The 17,835-nt window shown below is 59.1% G+C and carries 16 protein-coding genes and 1 other RNA gene; 1 reads left to right on the forward strand and 16 read right to left on the reverse strand.

From position 1 onward, the window contains the following. Positions 1–15: 15 nt before the first annotated feature. The 6 genes from DWY03_RS04070 to ssrA all read right to left on the reverse strand — a co-directional run bounded on the left by DWY03_RS04070 (position 16) and on the right by ssrA (position 4,647). Positions 16–513 carry a PTS glucose transporter subunit IIA gene (locus tag DWY03_RS04070; RefSeq protein ID WP_117839977.1) on the reverse strand — a complete coding sequence of 166 codons (498 nt, stop codon included), beginning with the start codon at positions 511–513 and terminating at the stop codon, positions 16–18. A 71-nt stretch (positions 514–584) separates the two neighbouring features. Continuing rightward, entirely contained in the window at positions 585–1,922 is a 1,338-nt protein-coding gene (glmM, locus tag DWY03_RS04075) for a phosphoglucosamine mutase (RefSeq protein WP_117583337.1), read from the reverse strand. A gap of 123 nt (positions 1,923–2,045) precedes the next feature. Beyond that, on the reverse strand, positions 2,046–2,441 hold the full coding sequence (gene rpsI, locus DWY03_RS04080; RefSeq protein WP_022094634.1) for a 30S ribosomal protein S9: 396 nt from the start codon (positions 2,439–2,441) through the stop codon (positions 2,046–2,048). A 2-nt stretch (positions 2,442–2,443) separates the two neighbouring features. Continuing rightward, positions 2,444–2,887, reverse strand: coding sequence for a 50S ribosomal protein L13 (gene rplM, locus DWY03_RS04085; RefSeq protein WP_022094635.1), 444 nt, complete (start codon positions 2,885–2,887; stop codon positions 2,444–2,446). A gap of 157 nt (positions 2,888–3,044) precedes the next feature. Beyond that, positions 3,045–3,923: a patatin family protein gene (locus DWY03_RS04090; RefSeq protein WP_117839978.1), complete on the reverse strand. Its 879-nt coding sequence runs from the start codon at positions 3,921–3,923 to the stop codon at positions 3,045–3,047. A 360-nt stretch (positions 3,924–4,283) separates the two neighbouring features. Then, positions 4,284–4,647: a transfer-messenger RNA gene (gene ssrA, locus DWY03_RS04095) on the reverse strand. 239 nt (positions 4,648–4,886) lie between these two features. Between ssrA and DWY03_RS04100 the strand changes: the two genes are divergently transcribed. Further along, positions 4,887–5,324 (forward strand): hypothetical protein, encoded by a 438-nt coding sequence (locus DWY03_RS04100; RefSeq protein ID WP_117775976.1) that lies wholly within the window; start codon positions 4,887–4,889, stop codon positions 5,322–5,324. Positions 5,325–5,554: 230 nt separating this feature from the next. On the opposite strand, the gene DWY03_RS09995 is transcribed toward DWY03_RS04100, so the two are convergent. The 10 genes from DWY03_RS09995 to DWY03_RS04140 form a co-directional block, all read right to left on the reverse strand. Then, the gene (locus DWY03_RS09995; protein WP_147335437.1) at positions 5,555–6,070 is read right to left on the reverse strand and encodes a DUF5626 family protein; all 516 of its coding nucleotides are present in this window, start codon (positions 6,068–6,070) and stop codon (positions 5,555–5,557) included. Between the two features lie 442 nt (positions 6,071–6,512). Continuing rightward, complete coding sequence (locus DWY03_RS04105; protein ID WP_158558614.1) at positions 6,513–7,028, reverse strand: PIN domain-containing protein; 516 nt, start codon at positions 7,026–7,028, stop codon at positions 6,513–6,515. Continuing rightward, positions 7,025–7,378, reverse strand: coding sequence for a hypothetical protein (locus DWY03_RS10065; protein ID WP_158558615.1), 354 nt, complete (start codon positions 7,376–7,378; stop codon positions 7,025–7,027). Before DWY03_RS10065 ends, DWY03_RS04105 begins: the two co-directional genes overlap by 4 nt. A 137-nt stretch (positions 7,379–7,515) precedes the next feature. Then, positions 7,516–9,531: a heavy metal translocating P-type ATPase gene (locus DWY03_RS04110; RefSeq protein ID WP_231500769.1), complete on the reverse strand. Its 2,016-nt coding sequence runs from the start codon at positions 9,529–9,531 to the stop codon at positions 7,516–7,518. Between the two features lie 78 nt (positions 9,532–9,609). Continuing rightward, entirely contained in the window at positions 9,610–9,855 is a 246-nt protein-coding gene (locus DWY03_RS04115) for a DUF6110 family protein (protein ID WP_117821015.1), read from the reverse strand. Positions 9,856–10,506: 651 nt separating this feature from the next. After that, positions 10,507–12,183 (reverse strand): Asp-tRNA(Asn)/Glu-tRNA(Gln) amidotransferase subunit GatB, encoded by a 1,677-nt coding sequence (gene gatB, locus DWY03_RS04120; protein ID WP_117821016.1) that lies wholly within the window; start codon positions 12,181–12,183, stop codon positions 10,507–10,509. Continuing rightward, positions 12,183–13,697: an Asp-tRNA(Asn)/Glu-tRNA(Gln) amidotransferase subunit GatA gene (gene gatA, locus DWY03_RS04125; protein WP_117821017.1), complete on the reverse strand. Its 1,515-nt coding sequence runs from the start codon at positions 13,695–13,697 to the stop codon at positions 12,183–12,185. The genes gatB and gatA overlap by 1 nt, the downstream gene beginning before the upstream one ends. Next, positions 13,697–14,008 (reverse strand): Asp-tRNA(Asn)/Glu-tRNA(Gln) amidotransferase subunit GatC, encoded by a 312-nt coding sequence (gatC, locus tag DWY03_RS04130; protein ID WP_117821018.1) that lies wholly within the window; start codon positions 14,006–14,008, stop codon positions 13,697–13,699. Before gatC ends, gatA begins: the two co-directional genes overlap by 1 nt. A 304-nt stretch (positions 14,009–14,312) precedes the next feature. Then, on the reverse strand, positions 14,313–15,230 hold the full coding sequence (locus DWY03_RS04135) for a class C sortase (RefSeq protein ID WP_158558616.1): 918 nt from the start codon (positions 15,228–15,230) through the stop codon (positions 14,313–14,315). Between the two features lie 736 nt (positions 15,231–15,966). Continuing rightward, entirely contained in the window at positions 15,967–17,769 is a 1,803-nt protein-coding gene (locus DWY03_RS04140; RefSeq protein ID WP_158558617.1) for an isopeptide-forming domain-containing fimbrial protein, read from the reverse strand. Positions 17,770–17,835 lie beyond the last annotated feature (66 nt).

The raw sequence follows: 17,835 nt of genomic DNA on the forward strand, positions 1-17,835 counted from the left end.
GGCCAAGCGGAGCGACTAGCGCTCGCGAGCAACGATGAGCTGGTCCATCTCCTCGACATGCTCGCCAACGGAGCCCTTGATGCTCGAGAACTCAACAGAGTTGCACACCAAGATGGGAACCGTCACATCGTAACCCTCGGCAGCAATTGCCTCGCGATCGAACTCGATGAGCACGTCGCCCTTATGGACGACATCACCCACCTGTGCATGCACGCTAAAATGCTTACCCTCAAGCTGGACAGTGTCCAAACCAACATGGATGAGCACGTCTAGACCATCGACCGTGTTGAGCGCAACGGCGTGACCCGTGGGAAAAATGGCCTCGACCTTGGCGTCTGCCGGCGCAATCACACGCGTGCCGGTAGGCTGAATCGCCACGCCCTGGCCCAAAAGGCCGGTAGCAAACGTCTGGTCTTTGACCTCGGATAACGGAATGACGTCGCCCGAGATGGGAGCATCCAGCGTAAGGACTCGACCACGCATACCAAAAGACCTCAGGACTTTAGTGAACATGCTCCCCCTCGGACATACCAATCAATCAAAATAACTTTAACAGTTTACCACTTGGCACCCGTTTTTGACCATTAGGGAAGTTCGCGCTTGACAACCTCGACGATGTCGTCAACCACACGCTGGGTCAACTCGTGCGTCTCGGCCTCGGCCATCACACGGACCAGCGGCTCGGTGCCACTCGGACGTACCAGAATGCGGCCGCGACCGTTGAGCTCCTTCTCGGCGGCAGCGACGGCGTCCCAAATGGGCTGACAATCGTCCAGGCCGGCCTTATTGTCGGAATGTACGTTGACAAGTACCTGCGGGTACTTCTTCATGATGCCGGCAAGGTCGGTGAGGGTGCGGCCGGTGCGCTTGAGCACGGCCAGAAGCTGCAGGGCCGTCACCAAGCCGTCGCCGGTGGTGTTGTGCTCCAGGAAGATGATGTGGCCGGACTGCTCGCCGCCGATGACGGCACCGTCCTCGAGCATACGCTCGAGAACATAGCGGTCGCCCACGGCGGTCTGGACCATCTCGAAGCCCTGCTCCTTCATGGCGATGGAGAAGCCTAGGTTGCACATAACGGTCGAGACGATCTCGGAGTTGGCGAGCTTGCCGCGAGCGGCCAGGTCGGAACCGCAGATGGCCAGGATGTAGTCGCCATCGATCTCGTTGCCCTCGCTGTCCACGAACAGCACGCGATCGGCGTCGCCATCGTGGGCCAGGCCGATGTCGGCGTGGGTACGCAGTACGAGCTCACGCAGGGGCTCAAGATGAGTGGAGCCGCACTCGACGTTAATGTCGGTACCGCAGTAATCGGTGTTGATGGCATGGACCGTAGCGCCCAGGCGCTGCAACGCGGCGGGCGTGGTCTGACAAGAAGCGCCGTGGCCGCAGTCGACGGCAACAACCAGGCCATCGAGCTTAAGGCCGTCGAGCGTGCTGATGGCATGATCGACATATGCCTTGCGGGCGTCCTTCATCTTGATGATGTGGCCCACGCCGGCACCGGTCGGCAGCGTATCGGCAGCCATGGCCTCCTCGGACATGACCCAAGCGCTGATCTCTTCCTCGACAGCATCGGGAAGCTTCATGCCCTTGCGGCTAAAGAACTTGATGCCGTTGAACTCCGGCGGATTGTGCGAAGCAGAAATGACGATGCCGCCGTCGAGCTCGTTTTGGACGGTGAGCAGCGCCACGGCCGGCGTAGGGATAACGCCGCAGCAGTGCGGGCGGCCGCCCTCGGCCATAATACCGGCGGTCAGAGCACTCTCGAGCATGGTGCCCGAAAGACGCGTGTCACGGCCGATGCAAATGTCCGGACCAAGGAACTTGGTCGCCGCACGGCCAAGACGAAACGCGAGGTCGCACGAGAGGTCGGCGTTGGCGACGCCGCGGACGCCATCGGTACCGAAGATGTTCTGGGGCATAGGATCGCTCCTTCCCAAGTGGGCAAAACGCAGTCGCCCACCCTAGTCGAAAAAGAAAAGCGGGACCCGCCGAGCAATCGGCAGGCCCCGCTTGTACATTGTATCTCGTAAGGAGATAAAACCTTAGCGCTTGGAGAACTGGGGAGCGCGGCGAGCCTTCTTGAGGCCGTACTTCTTGCGCTCGACCACGCGAGCATCGCGCGTAAGGAAACCGGCCTTCTTGAGGTCAGCACGGTAGTCGCCAGCATTCAGAAGAGCGCGAGCGATGCCCAGGCGCAGAGCGCCGGACTGACCGGAGATGCCGCCGCCATCGCACAGAGCGATAACGTCGAACTGACCGGCGGTGTCGGTCACCTTGAAGGGAGCAAGGGCGTTCTCAACGAGCTGATGACGGCCGAAATACTGCTCGGCGTCACGCTTGTTGATGGTCACCTTGCCGGTGCCGGGGACGAGACGGACGCGGGCGACGGCGTTCTTACGACGGCCGGTACCCTGGTAGACAACGGTGTTCTCAGCCATCTTTAAGCCTCCAGCTCAATCTTCGTGGGGTTCTGGGCAGCGTGCGGATGCTCGGCACCAGCGTAGACCTTAAGCTTGGTCATCTGGGCACGGCCGAGGGTGGTCTTGGGCAGCATGCCGCGAACGGCGCGCTCGATGACCTTCTCCGGGTGCTTCTCCATAGCCTGGCGGAAGCTCTCAGCCTTGAGGCCGCCGTTGTAGCCGCTGTGGCGATAATAGGTCTTCGTGTCGGCCTTGTTACCGGTAAGCTGGACCTTATCGGCGTTGATGACAACAACGAAGTCGCCGCAGTCGCTGTTGGGCGTGAACTGGGGCTTGTTCTTACCGCGCAGAATCATTGCGATCTGGGTGGCAAGACGGCCCAGGACAGCACCATCGGCGTCGACGAGAACCCAGTTGCGCTGGACCTCGCCCTGCTTGGCGTAGTGAGTCGATTTCGAAATCACTTAGACTCCTCCATGTACAGTACGTGTTGTTACAGAGATTCACGGGGCTCTGCAAGTAACCCGTCCATATTACCCCGCTCGCCGCCCGAGTCAACAGGTATTTTGGTTCTGACCAGACTTTCTGCACATGTCGTCCATGGGTCATGACGTCGCGACACTAGCGCTCGACAAATGCCTCGATATCTCCCAGCAAGCGCTTTGCCTCCTGGCGGCCCTGAATATACAGGTCGAGGAGCTTTGCCGGATCGTGCTCAACGTGGCCGACCTCGACCGGCTTTTGCGGAGCAACGACCAGTGCGCGGCCCTCGCGCTCATACTTCCACAGATGCATGCGCTGGATGTTATAGCGCTCGTGGCGCGTCTCGATAGCCTCGAGCAGGTAGGGGTAGTCGGCATAGCGGGCGCGCGCGGCGGGCATAAACTCGTAGGGCTTTTTCTCGTACGAGCGGTCCTGCGTGACAATGACAACCGCGCGATCGAAGCCCGCCTCCTCCAGCACGTGCTCGATGGGAACCGAATCGGCTACGCCACCGTCGACGTATTTGTGCCCGTCAATCTCGACCGGCGGCGTCACCAGCGGCAGCGACGTCGAGGCGCGCACGGCATCGAGGTCGAGCACGGCGCTTTTGACCGGCAGGTACGCGGCGGTTCCAAAGAGCATGTCCGTCGCGACGGCGTACATCTCGATGGGGCTCGCATCAAACGTCTCGTTGTCAAAGGGATCCAGGCGGTCCTGGACATCGTTGAAGATAAAGTCGTAGCCCACAATAGAACCCGTGGACGCAAACGATGCGGCACCCATGAAGCGGTTGTCGTTGCAGAAAGCCAGGTTGATGCGGTTGGCACGGCCGATCTGGTGCGACTTGTAGTTCACGCCGTTGAGGGCGCCGGCCGATACGCCATATACCGCCGGAATCTCGACGCCGGCCTCCATGAGAACGTCAAGCACGCCTGCAGTAAACTGCCCGCGGAAGCTGCCGCCCTCCAAAACGAGCGCGACTTTGCCGGCGTTCTTTGCCCTATCTTCTGCAGTCATATTGACCTCCTGCGATTGCGTTTTGGCTTTCTTCTACCCAGTTTTACGGAGGAGAGCGCCCGGGTTTTGGAGCAGAGTTCGATTCTCCGCGGTTTGGGGGATCCGCTGATGGGTTGAGGCCGGGGCAAGACGCCCGATCGGCATCGCATCTATATCTAGCTGGGACTTTGCGCGGAGAATCCGCGTATTTGCTTCGCAAATCCGCACCGGCTTCGGGCGCCTGCCGGCGCCCTCGCCCGCGGGCTAAAAACGCTCACGCGTTTTCTTTACGCCCGCGCCCTGCATAGAGTTCGATTCTCCGCGGTACGGACAAGAAATAAAAAGGCAGGTAGATATAAGTATCTACCTGCCTGTAACTATTGGTGGAGGCGCGGAGAATCGAACTCCGGTCCACGAAAGCCCCCTGATTGGCATCTCCAAGCTCAGTCGCTGGTTTAATCTCGGACGCTTTGCGCGCAGCGACACGCTCGCGGCATCCCAACCGGTTCGGTCTTAGCCCGCGCCATACCGATTACGTGCGCAGGAGCATTCCCCTAACATGACGTCGCGCCGGTGTCGGGGAAATCACCGGGTTGACGCGCCGCTATAAACTAAGCAGCGAGAGCCATAGGCTCAAAAGAAGAGTTGTTGTCAATTCAATTTGACGGTACCCCTGTTTAACGAGGCGAGGAGACCTCGGCTTGCTTCCTCTCTCAGAGCTATCGTGTCGAAACCAGTCGCCCCCGAATGTCGGGAAAGTCTGGATGGTATCGGGCCTGCAAACACCCGATAACCGTCGACTTTTCAAGGAACACGCGGGGCGAACCCCGCTCGTGGATAGCTATCTTACCACGTTCTAAAGGCAGAAAGCTGCTCTATGCACGAGCTGTGAAGACCCCAATGTGCGCTGCACTTCGCACTTTTGCTACCGATCGCGTCACGTATATTTTCGCCAAGCACAATTGACCCTTCGAAAGGACCGTTATGGATACCAAGCAGCAACTCGTCAATGCCCTCGCAGGCCTGGGCTCAACCATTACCGAAGCTATGGATGTCATCGAGGGCTTTGTCCCCTGCGGACATCCCGCCCTCGTGGTCACGGGCGCCCTCAACGCGCTCACCGACGGCGCCGATGAGGCCACACTCGCCGAGCACGTTGAAACCGTCCGCGGCTTCATCGACCACGTAAGCGAAAACCGCGGCGTCACCGCACATCACGACATCGAGCTTGGCGAGCTCACGGGTGCAAAGGCCGAACTCTTTGCCGAAATCAGCGCTATAGCCATCCTCACCAAAACCGCTGGCGTCAAGAACACCCAGGTCAACGAATGGCTCTACCGCAGTCTCGCTGCCCTCAATCAATCCGATGTCACAGCAGCAGATAAGCTCGCCGAAGCCGCTGCCATAAAAACGCGGCTTTAAGACTTAGTTCTCATTTCGAGCCATAATTGAAGAGCAAGCCAGATACAGCACATAGTCACATGAGAGATTTGAGAGATCCAGCTTGCTCTTCGACTAAAAATGATATCTGTCCAGGCTAATTAACGCTTTGCTTTTCGCACAATCCAACGTACCAGCCTAAATCCGAGCACGATAAGCGCAATTAGTATCGCAAGTAAGACGATTTCGGGACCGCGCACAAAACCACCGCCCTAGTATGCATAGGTGTGCAGAGTCGTTCCCTGCATTTCTGCGCCCAAGAACACATTTCCAGTATACAAGCCTGGTATAGACACATTCACGCGCTGTAGCGCTCGTGTACTATTCCAGGTAAAGGAATCAGATGCCGTTCCCAGGGGAACAGAATAATTCGAACCCCATGCACTCGTTATCTTATGATTGCCGATTTTAATGTAGAACTCCTGAAATATCACCGAGTTATAGTAAACCCTCCATGTGCCAGAGGCGTTTTGATAATAAGAATCCCACGCGTTACACGGCTCAATAGTCGGAATATATTCAATTCCAATTTTGCCTTCAGTTCCATCCGGCAAAATAACGGTATATTCCTGACTCGCACGATCTTTCAGTTGAAATGAAACACTCACTGGATATTCGCTATTGTCATTAGTCAGGAAATCATCCGCAAACCCTATTGAGGGCGTAAACAGCGATAGGGCAGCCACTAACAGTAGTAATGCAACAGGTAAAGATAGGCGCTTGTTCATAATGCTCGCTCCTAAAATAAATTCAGCTCCATCAACTAAGCACATCTAAGACGCTTATTGCCAAATATGGTTCCGAATCTTGATAGCATCATGAACCTCCATATGTTTCTTTTAGCGTATCGCTTTATGTACCCGTACGCAAGCACTCTAACTTTGTTATTTGGGAGCCAGCCGGCGAAAGGATAGAAGTAAACTGTCCCTGGAACTTGCCGAGATAAACGCTTTGGTTAGAAGCACTTGGCCTCATCAATCCATCGGAGGCTCCCCCAACAAAGCACATCTCCGAAACAGATTTCCGACCATCTGACCCAAAATATCGAGTCGACAGGACTGAGAAGGCTTCTAGAGGGGCGGCGTATTTAAGAAATTAGGCAGTCCATGGCAAAATAGTGTGCACCCTTTGGGGTGACGGAGCTCCAGGGGACGCACATATAGGTTTACGTTAGCGGGACACCCGCCCACCGCGTTCTGCCAGCGCGAGAATCGGCATCATTTGGCGCGGGGTCTTCGCTGCAAGATCGGCATGTTCGAGCAGCTTGCGATTGTTGGTCACCAAGTAATCGACCTGGGCGCGTTTGCATGCGGCGAGCACCAAGTTGTCCTCGTAATCGCGATGGAGCGTCAGGTATTTGTCGGCCAGCCAAAGGTCCGACGCATCTGCACCCACGGCCGTGGCGTTTTCGGTCATGTCCCGAACAAACGCCAACGCTGCATCGCCAATTGCACGGGCAGATGTCTCGTCAAGCGCTCCCCCGCTGGCAAGAACGCTACGCTTGAGCTCGTGTTGGACAACGTACAGCACGTCCTTAGCGATATGCACCGGGAAGAACAGCAACGCCCCTGCCTCCGTCGCCTGTCCAATAAACGTACGCGCAGCAAGCGACTCGGCATGGTCGGCGCAAAACGAATCAACCCATACGTTGGCGTCCACCATGATCTTGAGAGGCGCCCCACTCACTGGATCATCCCCTTTTGGCGATAGCGCTCGTCCATGGCTTCGGAATAAATTGTGTCCCAATCGCGGTCGTTGGATACGGGCGACGTAGCGATGCCCAGGTCCGCGTAAAGCTGATCCGCCGCCGCCCATGATGCGGCGAACGGAGTATCGGGCGCGACGGACTGCTGCCGGTCGTCGACGGCCGCAAGCACTTCCTCGCACTGCCCGCCACCCTGCGCGACCTTAGCCACCACCTTTTTGATGAGCTCGGGCAGTGACCCGCCCGAAAGCCGCAGCGCCTCCTCGGCACGGTTCTTGACCTGGCGATCCACGCGAACGTTCACCTGCGCCATGCCGCTAACAGCACCCACGTTGACCCGCTCCCTTCAATTGCTAGCCTTGCTAGCAACACTATATTAATAAGCTAGCAGATGGTCAAATGCAAAAGGCCTGCGCCCAGACGACAGCCGTCTGGGCGCAGGCCAGATAACGTGGGCGAACACGTCTGCTAACGCAGGTAAGCCTTCGCGTTGCTCAGGCTGTAGGCAATCGTCGAGCCGTTGTGCAGCAGCGACGACGCCTGCGGGGTAATCGCGCCTGTAATGCCCAGCGCCAGGAGCGCTGAGTTGGTGAGCATCACCTTAGAGTAGGAGCTCGTCAGACGATCAATGAGGCCCTGGCTCATGCGGCGTAGGCGCACGATTGCAGCGAGATCGGTATCCGCCAGGATGATATCGGCGACCTCCTTAGCGATGTCGCTTCCTCCACCCATCGCCAGGCCCACGTCGGCCAAACCGAGCGCCGGCGAATCGTTGACGCCGTCGCCCACCATGGCAACATGGCGCCCCTCGCTCTTAATGCGCTCCACATAGGCGTACTTGTCCTCGGGCAGCAGCTCGGCCTTAAACTCGTCGACCCCTGCCTCGCGCGCAATGCGCTCGGCCGTGCGTTCGGAGTCGCCCGTAAGCATAACGACATGTTTGACGCCCAGCGCATGCAGGTCGGCGATGGCCTCGCGGACCCCGGGCTTAAGCGGGTCCTCGATACCGAGCACGCCCACAACGGTGCCGTCGACCGCCAGATACAGCGGCGACAGGCCCTGCATCTGGGACTCAATGCGCTCCTTAATGTCGGAATCGAGCTGCGCGCTCTCGTCCTCAAACACAAAGTGTGCCGAGCCGATAATCGCGCGACGCCCTTCGATGGACGAAGCGATGCCGTGCGCCACAATATACTCGACCGCAGCGTGACGCTCGCGGTGCTCGAGCCCGCGCTCGCGGGCGGCGTTGACCACGGCACGCGCCACCGGATGCGGGAAATGCTCCTCCAGACAGGCAGAAAGGCGCAGGACCTCGTCCTCGCTCCAGCCGTCGGTCGTGAGCACGCAAGCTAGGCGCGGCTGGGCCTCGGTCAGCGTACCGGTCTTGTCAAAGACAATGGTATCGGCCTTGGCAAACGACTCAAAGTACTTAGCGCCCTTGACCATAACACCCATCTTGGCAGCGTCGCTCATAGCGGTCATGACGGCGACGGAACCCGTGAGCTTGAGTGCGCACGAGTAGTCGACCATCAGCGCCGCCGAGGTCTTGATGAGGCTGCGGGTGGTAAGCGCTACTAGGCCCGCGAGCAGGAAGTTCCACGGGACGATCTTGTTGGCAAGGTCCTCCATGTGCGACTGGCCCTCGGACTTGAGCGAGTCGGCCGTCTGCACGAGCGAGACGATCGAGCGCAGCTTGGTCTGCGCCGTGTTGGCACGCACGCGCACCAAGATGCTGCCGTCTTCCACGACGGTACCGGCGAACACGTCATCGCCCACGCTGCGCTCAACGGCCAGTGGCTCGCCGGTCAGGGTCGCTTGGTTGACCATAGCGCTCCCCTGCTCGACAACACCGTCGATGCAAATGGACATGCCAGTGCGCACGGCCACCAAGTCGCCGGGCTCAAGCTCGGTGGCGGCAACGCTCACCTCGGTGTCACCGACGACCTTTTGCGCCTTGTCGGGCACGTCGAGCAGCGAGTTGATGAGTTCGTTTTCGCTCATGGCGCGCGTGTAGTCCTCGAGCAGCTCGCCCACGTTGAGTAAGAACATCGTCTGGCCCGCGGTATCGACGTCGCGCTTGGCAAACGAGATACCGATGGCAGAGGCGTCGAGCACGGGAACAGTCAGGCGCGGCTGCGCGAGCTCACGGAAGGCGGCGCGCAAAAAGGTCATGTAACCGGCCACGACAAACACCGCGCGCAGGGGCGTGGGCAAAAACCATCGGCGCGCATAGTGAGCGCCGACAAGTGTGGCAAGATCCATGACGAGCTTGCGCCTGCGTGGCTCAAGCTGCATCACGTAACCCGTCTTTGCGTCGGCAATGGCCTGGGAGTCGAGTGCGCCCAGGGCATCGAGCACGCCCGCACGACGTTGCTCGTCATATTCGAGCGCCATCTGGCCAATACGGCCGTAGACGCGCACCTTGTGCACGCCGTCGATGTCGCCGCTGAGCTTAAGAAGCGCATCGAGATCGCCCTCTGGCACAGGACCCGCCAACTGGAGGCGGGTCCTGCCGGGGATCTCGTTGATAATCGAGAATCTCATTGTTTATGCCCGGGAGCGCTACTCAGCTGCGTTGTCCACAGCGGCCTCGCTCTGGGTGATGTAGGCAGCCTCGGCAACCATGTCGTCGACCTCGGCCTTGGCCTGCTCGACCATGTCCTGGTAGCCGTTCTTGATGCGCATGCCGCACGCGATACCTTGCACGCAGGCATTCTTTACCGGAGCGCTGGTGAGCAGCTTGATGCCAGCCGTACCAAGCAGAAAACCGCCACCGACAAGCAGGGTGTTAAACGTCGACTTCTTCATGTTGCTTCTCCCTTTTGCCGCATCGGACGCGGCACGGTGCCTCAGCACTCGAGTAAATAAGTTTGCTCGAGCACACTTTTGGAAAATAGTTTAGTTTATCTAACTATTGAGGTCAACACAGGTTAACTTTTTGGAAATCTTATGGTGCGGACCAGCCAGCTTCTGGCGATCCGCCCGCCGCTATGTACATCCGTTACGCCAAAGAGGAGGCCCTATCCTCTCCAGCAAATTGAAGGTGAATAGTTTTCCGCGAAGTGAACGAGCAAAATTGGACCCCCGAAGCATCCGCATTTTTTCGCAGCAAAACCGCAGGAAACACTCGACAAAACCGCAGGAAACCGAGCCAAAAAAGCATTGATGTTTCAGGGGTCCAAAATAGGTCGTTCACTTCGCGGAAAAGTATTCACCTTCGTTTTCAACATCCACAAAAAATGAGGGCGCCACCGGCGCCCTCATTCACCAAATTCCATTCAGCCCACCTGACCCGGAAGGCCGAGTCGTCAGGGCGGAGAAAACCCCCGGAACGGCGGGGCGCTTGCTCAAAATGAGTTCCGCACGCAAAGAAGGCCACTTAATGTGGCCTTCGTCTTGCGCAGGACTGTTTGAAATTTTGAGGAAGCACCCGCCCTGCCGGGGCTCCCGGGTTCCCGCTTACGAGAGCGACGTTCTCAGCAACTCGTTGAAGAGCTTCGGGTTGCCCTTGCCGCGGCTCGCCTTCATGCACTGGCCCACCAAAAAGCCGATGACCTTCTGATTGCCGTCACGATACTGCTGCGCCTGATCGGCACAGCTTGCCAGCACCTCGTCCACAATCGGCTGCAGCGCGCCGGCATCGCTCACCTGACGCATACCGCGCTCGTCGACGATCTTGTTGGGATCGTCGCCGGTCTGGGCCATGGCCTCAAAGACCTCGTGCGCCTGGTTGGAGCTGATGGCATCGGTCGCCAGCAGCTTGGCCAGCGCCGCCACCTGAGCCGGTGCAATACCGGACTCGGCCAGCGAGACGCCCGCGCCCTTAAGGTAGGCGATCATCTCGTTCACCAGCAGGTTTGCGACCGTCTGGGCCTCTTTGCCAGCCATACCGGCAGCGGCGGCCTCAAAGAACTCGGCAAACTCCGGATCGCCAGCAATCTGCTCGGCGTCGGCCGTCTTAATGCCAAAGTCGGCCTCAAAACGAACGCGCTTGGCATCGGGCAGCTCGGGAATCTCGCCACGGCAGCGGTCGATGAACTCGTCGTCCAGATCGAACGGCGCCAGATCGGGGTCGGGGAACAAACGGTAGTCGTCAGCCGTCTCCTTCACACGCATGACCACGGTACGCTTACGGCTAGGCTCCCAGTGGCGGGTCTCCTGATAGATGATGCCACCCTCCTCGAGCACCTCGGCCTGGCGGCAGATCTCGTAGGCAAGGCCGTCGTGTAGGCTCTTAAACGAGTTGAGGTTCTTGAGCTCGGTCTTGGTGCCCAGCTTGGTCTCGCCGCGGCGGCGCAGCGACACGTTGCCGTCGCAGCGCATGGAGCCCTTCTCCATGGAGCAGTCCGAAATGCCCAGCGTCACAAAGATGCGACGGAGCTTTTCCATAAACAGGCGAGCCTCCTCGGGCGTACGCAAGTCGGGCTCAGTCACGAGCTCAATCAAAGGCGTGCCGCAGCGGTTGTAGTCGACGAGCGACTCGGCCGCGGCGGTAATGCGGCCCTCGGCACCGCCCACGTGCACCATCTTGGCGGCGTCCTCCTCCATGTGGATGCGCAGGATGCGGATGGGCACCGTGTAGGAACCGTCCTCGCGACGCTCGGGCATCTGCAGGTTGGACGCGTCATAGCTGGCCAGATGGCCGGCGCGCTGATTGCCTTCGCGCATGGTCGACGTCATGGACGTGGACAGGCCCTCGGCGTTGGCCGAGGCGCTCGCCAGACTCTGGGCCTCGGCCTCGCCAAACGCGCAGTCGGGGCGCTCGGCGGCACCGCGACCGGTCACATCCAGATCCAGGTGACCGTACATGGCAAAGGCGACCGGACCCTGCGTGGTCTGGAAGTTCTTGGCCATATCGGGATAGAAGTAGTGCTTACGGTAGAACATCGAGTGGCGTTGGATCTCGCAGTTGGTGGCGAGACCTGCCTTGACGATGCTCTCGATGGCGCGCTTGTTGGGCACCGGCAGGGCGCCGGGCAGGCCCAGGCACACCGGGCACACATTGGCGTTGGGCTCGTCATCGTGGCTGAGTTTGCAGTTGCAGAACATCTTGGTATCGAGTGCGGTGAGCTCGGTATGGATCTCTAGGCCGATCACGGCCTCCCAATCCTGCAGGACCTCGGAAAGCTCCTTCATTACAGCTCGCCTCCCTTCCCGGCAAAATCGGGCGCGACGGAAAGCGCGGGCGCACCCGTGGCGGCATCGGCAAAGCCGCGCTCCAGGGCGCGGGCAAATGTGAGCAGCTGACGGTCCTTAAAGGCCGGACCAACCAGCTGGGCTGAAACGGGCAGCTTGCTGTCCTCGCCCAAGCCCAGCGGCACCGAGATACCGCCGTTGCCGCAAATGTTGAGCGAAATGGTGTACAGGTCGGAGAGATACATCTGCGTGGGGTCGCTGATCTCGCCAAACTTAAAGGCCGTACGCGGCGAGGCGGGCATGAGGATGGTGTCCACCTTGGCATACGCGGCGTCGTAGTCCTGCGTGATGAGCGTGCGGGCCTTTTGCGCGGCATAGTAGTACTTGTCGTACACGCCCGAGCTCAGCAGGTAGGCGCCGAGCATCTGACGGCGCTTGGCCTCGGCGCCAAAGCCGTGGGCGCGCGAGAGCGAGCTCTGGTCGGAAAGGTTGGCGCAGCCCTCCTCCTGATAGCCGTAGCGAATGCCATCGAAACGGGCCAGGTTGGAAAACGCCTCGGCCGGACCGATGACATAGTAGGCGGCGATGGCGGCGTCCAGGTGCGGCAGGTCGACCTCGACCAGCTCGGCACCCTGGTTCTGCAGTTCCTGGGCGGCACGCTCAACAGCGGCCTTGACCTCCGGCGTCAGGCCCTCGGCCTCCATAAACGCGGGAATGATGCCCACGCGTTTGCCCTCGATGCTGTCGTTGAGATGCTCGGTAAAGTCGACGGCGCAATCCTGGCTGGTGCAGTCGTACGGATCGTGGCCCGCGCCGGTAAGCGCGTTCATAGCCAGCGCGACGTCCTCGACCGTGCGGCCAAAGGGGCCCACCTGGTCGAGCGACGAGCCAAAGGCAACCACGCCGTAACGGCTCACTGCGCCATACGTGGGCTTAAAGCCCACCACGCCGCACAGCGACGCCGGCTGGCGAATGGAGCCACCGGTGTCCGAGCCCAGCGAGAGCGCGACCTCGCCCGCGGCGACGGCTGCAGCGGAGCCGCCCGAAGAGCCGCCGGGCACGCGCTCGGTATCCCAGGGGTTGTTGGTGCGGTGGAACGCCGAGCTCTCGGTGGAGCTGCCAAAGGCAAACTCGTCCATGTTGGCCTTACCCATGGGCAGGCAGCCGGCGTCGAGCATGCGCTGGACGCAGGTGGCGGTGTAGACGCTCTGGTAGTTCTCGAGCATGCGGGAAGCGCAGGTGGTGCGCGTGCCCACGAGGTTCATGTTGTCCTTGATGGCCAGCGGCACGCCCGCGAGCGGGGGCAGCGGCTTGCCTGCGGCACGGTCGGCATCCACGCGCGCGGCGGCCTCGAGCGCAAGCTCGGGCGACACCTGCAGGAATGCCTGGACCCCGCCCTCGCGCGCCTCGATGGCGGCAAGGGAGGCCTGGGCCACCTCAGTGGCGGTAAAGTCGCCGGCGGCAACGCCCGCGGCGATCTGAGCGGCGGTAAGGGAATCGAAGCTCTGCGCCATTACTCGCTCTCCCCCTCTCCCAAAATGGACGGCACGCGGAAGTAGCGGTCGCGCGCGCTGCCGGCGTTTTCGAGCGCAACGTCGAGCGGCAGGTCGCGCTCGGGCTCGCGCAGGTCATCGCCCATCACGTTGGACAGGCCTCCGATAGGATGGAACGTGGGCTCCACGTCGGGCAAGTCATATTGCAAGACGGGCTCGAGCATCTGGACGGCGTCGTTCATGTAGGACGTCATCTGGGTGAGCTCGTCATCGGTCAGTGCGATCTTTGCGTACTCGGCGATACCGCGCACGTCTTTCTCGCTGAGTGCCATAGGCGCTCCCTTCCGCATAACAGTTAAACCGCTCTAGTATACAAGGCAACGCCGGCTTGGGCAGGCGCTTTACCCAAATGCAGCGAAAACGTAACGAGGACGGCGGACTGGCAGGCGGCGGGCTGGCGGTTCTGCAGCGAAACCGCACCGTCCATAGCGAAAACCGTCTCGCCCACAACGAAAAGCATCACAACATTCGATGTTTTTCGTCAAAATCGCGATTTTCATCGAATGTTGTGATGGTTTGGAAGTCCCGACCACCACAAAGGTGCCTGTCCCCATTGTGGTGGTTCTGAAGAATGTCTTATGCCGAGGCCTTGGCCTTGCGGCGCTTGCGGACCGCGTGAATCACGATGTCCAGCAGCAACAGCACAATGGCCACGACCACAATGAGCACGGCAAACTCGCGCTTGCCCCAGTGGCGGCCGGCCAGCGACTTTTGCTTGTCGACGTCCTTCTTGTTGTACTTGGTGCGCACGCAATGCACCAGCAGGCGATGGTCGTTCACGCCGTAGGGTGTGCAGGTGACGAGCGTCACCTTGTCGGCGCCCGGCTCGATGGTCAGCGACTCCATCTCCTCGGGCAGCACGACCTCGGAGTCCACCATCTTATAGGCGAGCGTCTTGTTCATGGTGTGCAGCAGCACCAGGTCGCCGGGCTCCAGCGAGTGGATGTCGTCGAACATGCTCAGGTTGCGCATGCCCGAGTGCGCGGTGAGCACGCAATGCGTTGAGGTGCCGCCCACCGGCAGGCTCGTGCCCTCTAGGTGGCCGACGCCCGCCATAAGGACCTCCTCGCTCGTGCCGTGGTAGATAGGCATGCTCACGTCAATGGAGGGAATCTCGACCCAGCTCATCATGGGGTCGCGGTCAAAGATGAGCTGCTGGGCGTAGGGCTCAATCTGGTCGGCGGGAAGCTCGGTGGCCTCGCCGGCAAGTTGCTCGTTATAAGAGCGCGCCTGGAGCAAGATGCGCTCGCGCTCCTCCTCCGAGAGCGCATCCACGGTGCTAGACACGGTGCTGATCTGGTTGAACACGCCCGAGGCCTCGAGCCGGTCCAAGATCCACGGCCAGGTCATAAGGCCCACGCCAATAAGGATGATAACGATGGTGATGAGCCGGTCGGCCCAACGCGGCAGCCGCTTGCGACGACGCTTGGGCTTTGGTTGAGGTTTGGGTTGAGGGCTTGAGCCACCGTTGGCCGCGGCGTTATTGCTCTTCATATGTTTGGCGCCCTGCACCATCGCCGGTCACTCCTCTATAGCTCAGGTTGTCTAAACAAATAATAGCCGATTCGCGAGCTCGTACGCCGGACAACGCAGCTAGGCAGCATTGCGCAGTGCGAGTATGGGCCAGCATTTGCGTTTTCAAAATGTCCCGGATCGGCGGGGCGATTCGGGATACAATATCAATAGAGAACGACGCACCCCGCGTAAATGTTTGGGAGCGCGGGCGGCCTAGTTTTCTGGTTTTGTTAAATGCCCGGGATCCTACCCCCGGGCATTCTTATTTGCGCTTGCGGCGCAAATGCCTTCTACCGTCCGCACCGCGCGTGCGCCTACGGACCTTAAACCGAACCTCATACGAGTCAAGAAACGCGATGACGAACGTGCCCACCGCCGCGAGGGCGGCGAGCGCGTTAAGGAATTTCAGCATTTGGGGACCTCCGATCGAGTCGTCGGCCGCCCGCGCACGGGATGCGTCGCAAGGGTATTTTACTGCGAGCACTCGCACTTACAGCTGGTAAACGCAATATTTGCAAACATTTGTTCGCTAATCATACACTCGATCATACAAGCGATGGAGGCTGGCTGCGTTATCCAAAAAACGGGGCAGACTCCAGCGCGGAGTCTGCCCCGAAAAGAGAATGGCAAAGCAAGAACGTGGATGGACGAGAAAAGTGTCCGCAAGTCTCATGGCCATCACATCCCACCTGCCAAAGGGATGGGTGAGCGAGCGTTACTCCTGCTCGGACTCCTCAGCCTGCTTACGGCTGCGGATGAGGTGCGCCACGCCGATGCACAGCACCGCGCCACCAGCAATCCAAGTGAAGGTCACGCCGTTGAGGCCGGTGAGCGGGAGGCCAACGGACTTGGTGTTGCCGACGGTGATGTTAATTTCACCGGTTTCGACATTAGCAGCAGTATCATTCTTGGCGGTTAGTTCGTTGTCGCCCGGAGTGTTGTCGAGCGCGCCGAAAGCGACATCGGAACGATGGTCGGCATTTTCAGAGGGAGCGATCGTAATCTCATCAAGCTCCGTCGGATTATTCTTATACGTTGCCGTGATAGTAAATGTGAAGGGTTTAGCGACGGTATATTTGTCGTTCGGTGCCTTAATCTCAGTCACTGTGTAGGTACCGGCATCGAGACCTTTCACAGCAATCTTGCCATCGTCCGTAGACGTGAACTTTACATGCTCGGGAAGGTCGTTGTTATCGGTAACGTCCACAAGTTGGCCTGCGACAAAACCATTCCCGTCTTCTGAAGCAACATATTTGTTGTTAGACTTGATGGTAAAGACGGCACCCTTAAGGCCCTTTTCGGTGCCTTGGTCAACCTTATTGAGGTTGAGCTTGAAGGTAAAATCTCCAGCGCCGCTCTCGACAGACGTGCCTGTCCCCTCGGTAGAAGGGTTGTTGGAGTATTCGAGCTTTACAGTGTTGTAATTGCCTTTCTTTCCCTCACTGTCACCATTGCCGGTAACGGCATTCTTATTGAGCTTTGCCCTGTAAAAGACAACAATCTGTGTGTCGGCGTCTACGCCCTGAACATCCTTGAGGCCCTTTTTGTTGTTGTCCTTGTCAACGGCAAAGTTAACTGTCAAAACGCGGCTGCTCTCATTTGGAGGAGTAACTTCATAGCCGTGCTCGATGAGCGTATAAGCGCCCTTGTTCACCGCATAGACCTTAAGCGAACCAGCTACGTAGTCGAGGCCATCCGAAAGAGTATCCGTAAACTTATATGCATAGGAATCGTAGGTGGCATAGTTATCGGCGACCGATCCGGTAAGCTTGTAGGTCACTTCCTGGCCGATTTGGGAGTCGATAACGCCAGCCCAATCAGTTTCGCTCTTGGGATCATCCGGCGCCGAAGCAAGTACCTGCTTGCCGACGGTAGGGATACTGGTCTTCTCAGTTACAGTTACAGCACTACCGCCAACAACAGCAAAAATCGGGGACGTGCCGGTATCCTTCTTGGACGAATCGCTGAGAGCATTGGTCACAAACAGGTAATAACCGCTACCGTTCGAAGTTTCGGGAGTCCAAGCGGTGCCAGCGACGATATCCGAGTTGACCGGCGCCTCATCCCTGATGGCATTCGCAACTGCATAGAGAATATTATCGGTCGCGATTCGTGTTCCTTTGGTCGATTCCGACCCCGCGGTGCAGTCTCCCGCATGCGCAGTGATGAAATCCGCGACTTCCTGAGGCGTAGGCTTGTTAGGCAGCTTATCCTCAGCCTTCAAGTTGTGATCATTCTCCCAGCTATTAATGGCATTAATCACCTTCGTGTCAACCGTATCGCTTGCCCACGTAATGTTCTGAGCGGTCTTGCCGCCGTTTTTAGAGTCGGTCACCGTGGCCTTAAAGATCTGGTACGCCTTGAACGTAGTGTTCTCGTTACCCTCAACTTGGCTGATCGTGATACTGCCCGTGCCGCCCTCAGCAAACGCCATCGTGACGGGCGCCATGACGCCACCAAAGCTCAGCGCTGCCGTGAGGCCTGCCGTTACTGCCAGGCGTGCGATGTTCTTGCTCATGCTCATCTTCTTTTCCTCCGTTTTCCGGTTGGTTCTCATTCGATCGGTCATCATCTGTCTGTGTCT

The sequence above is a fragment of the Collinsella sp. AF23-2 genome (genome assembly GCF_003459245.1).
Lineage (GTDB): Bacteria > Actinomycetota > Coriobacteriia > Coriobacteriales > Coriobacteriaceae > Collinsella.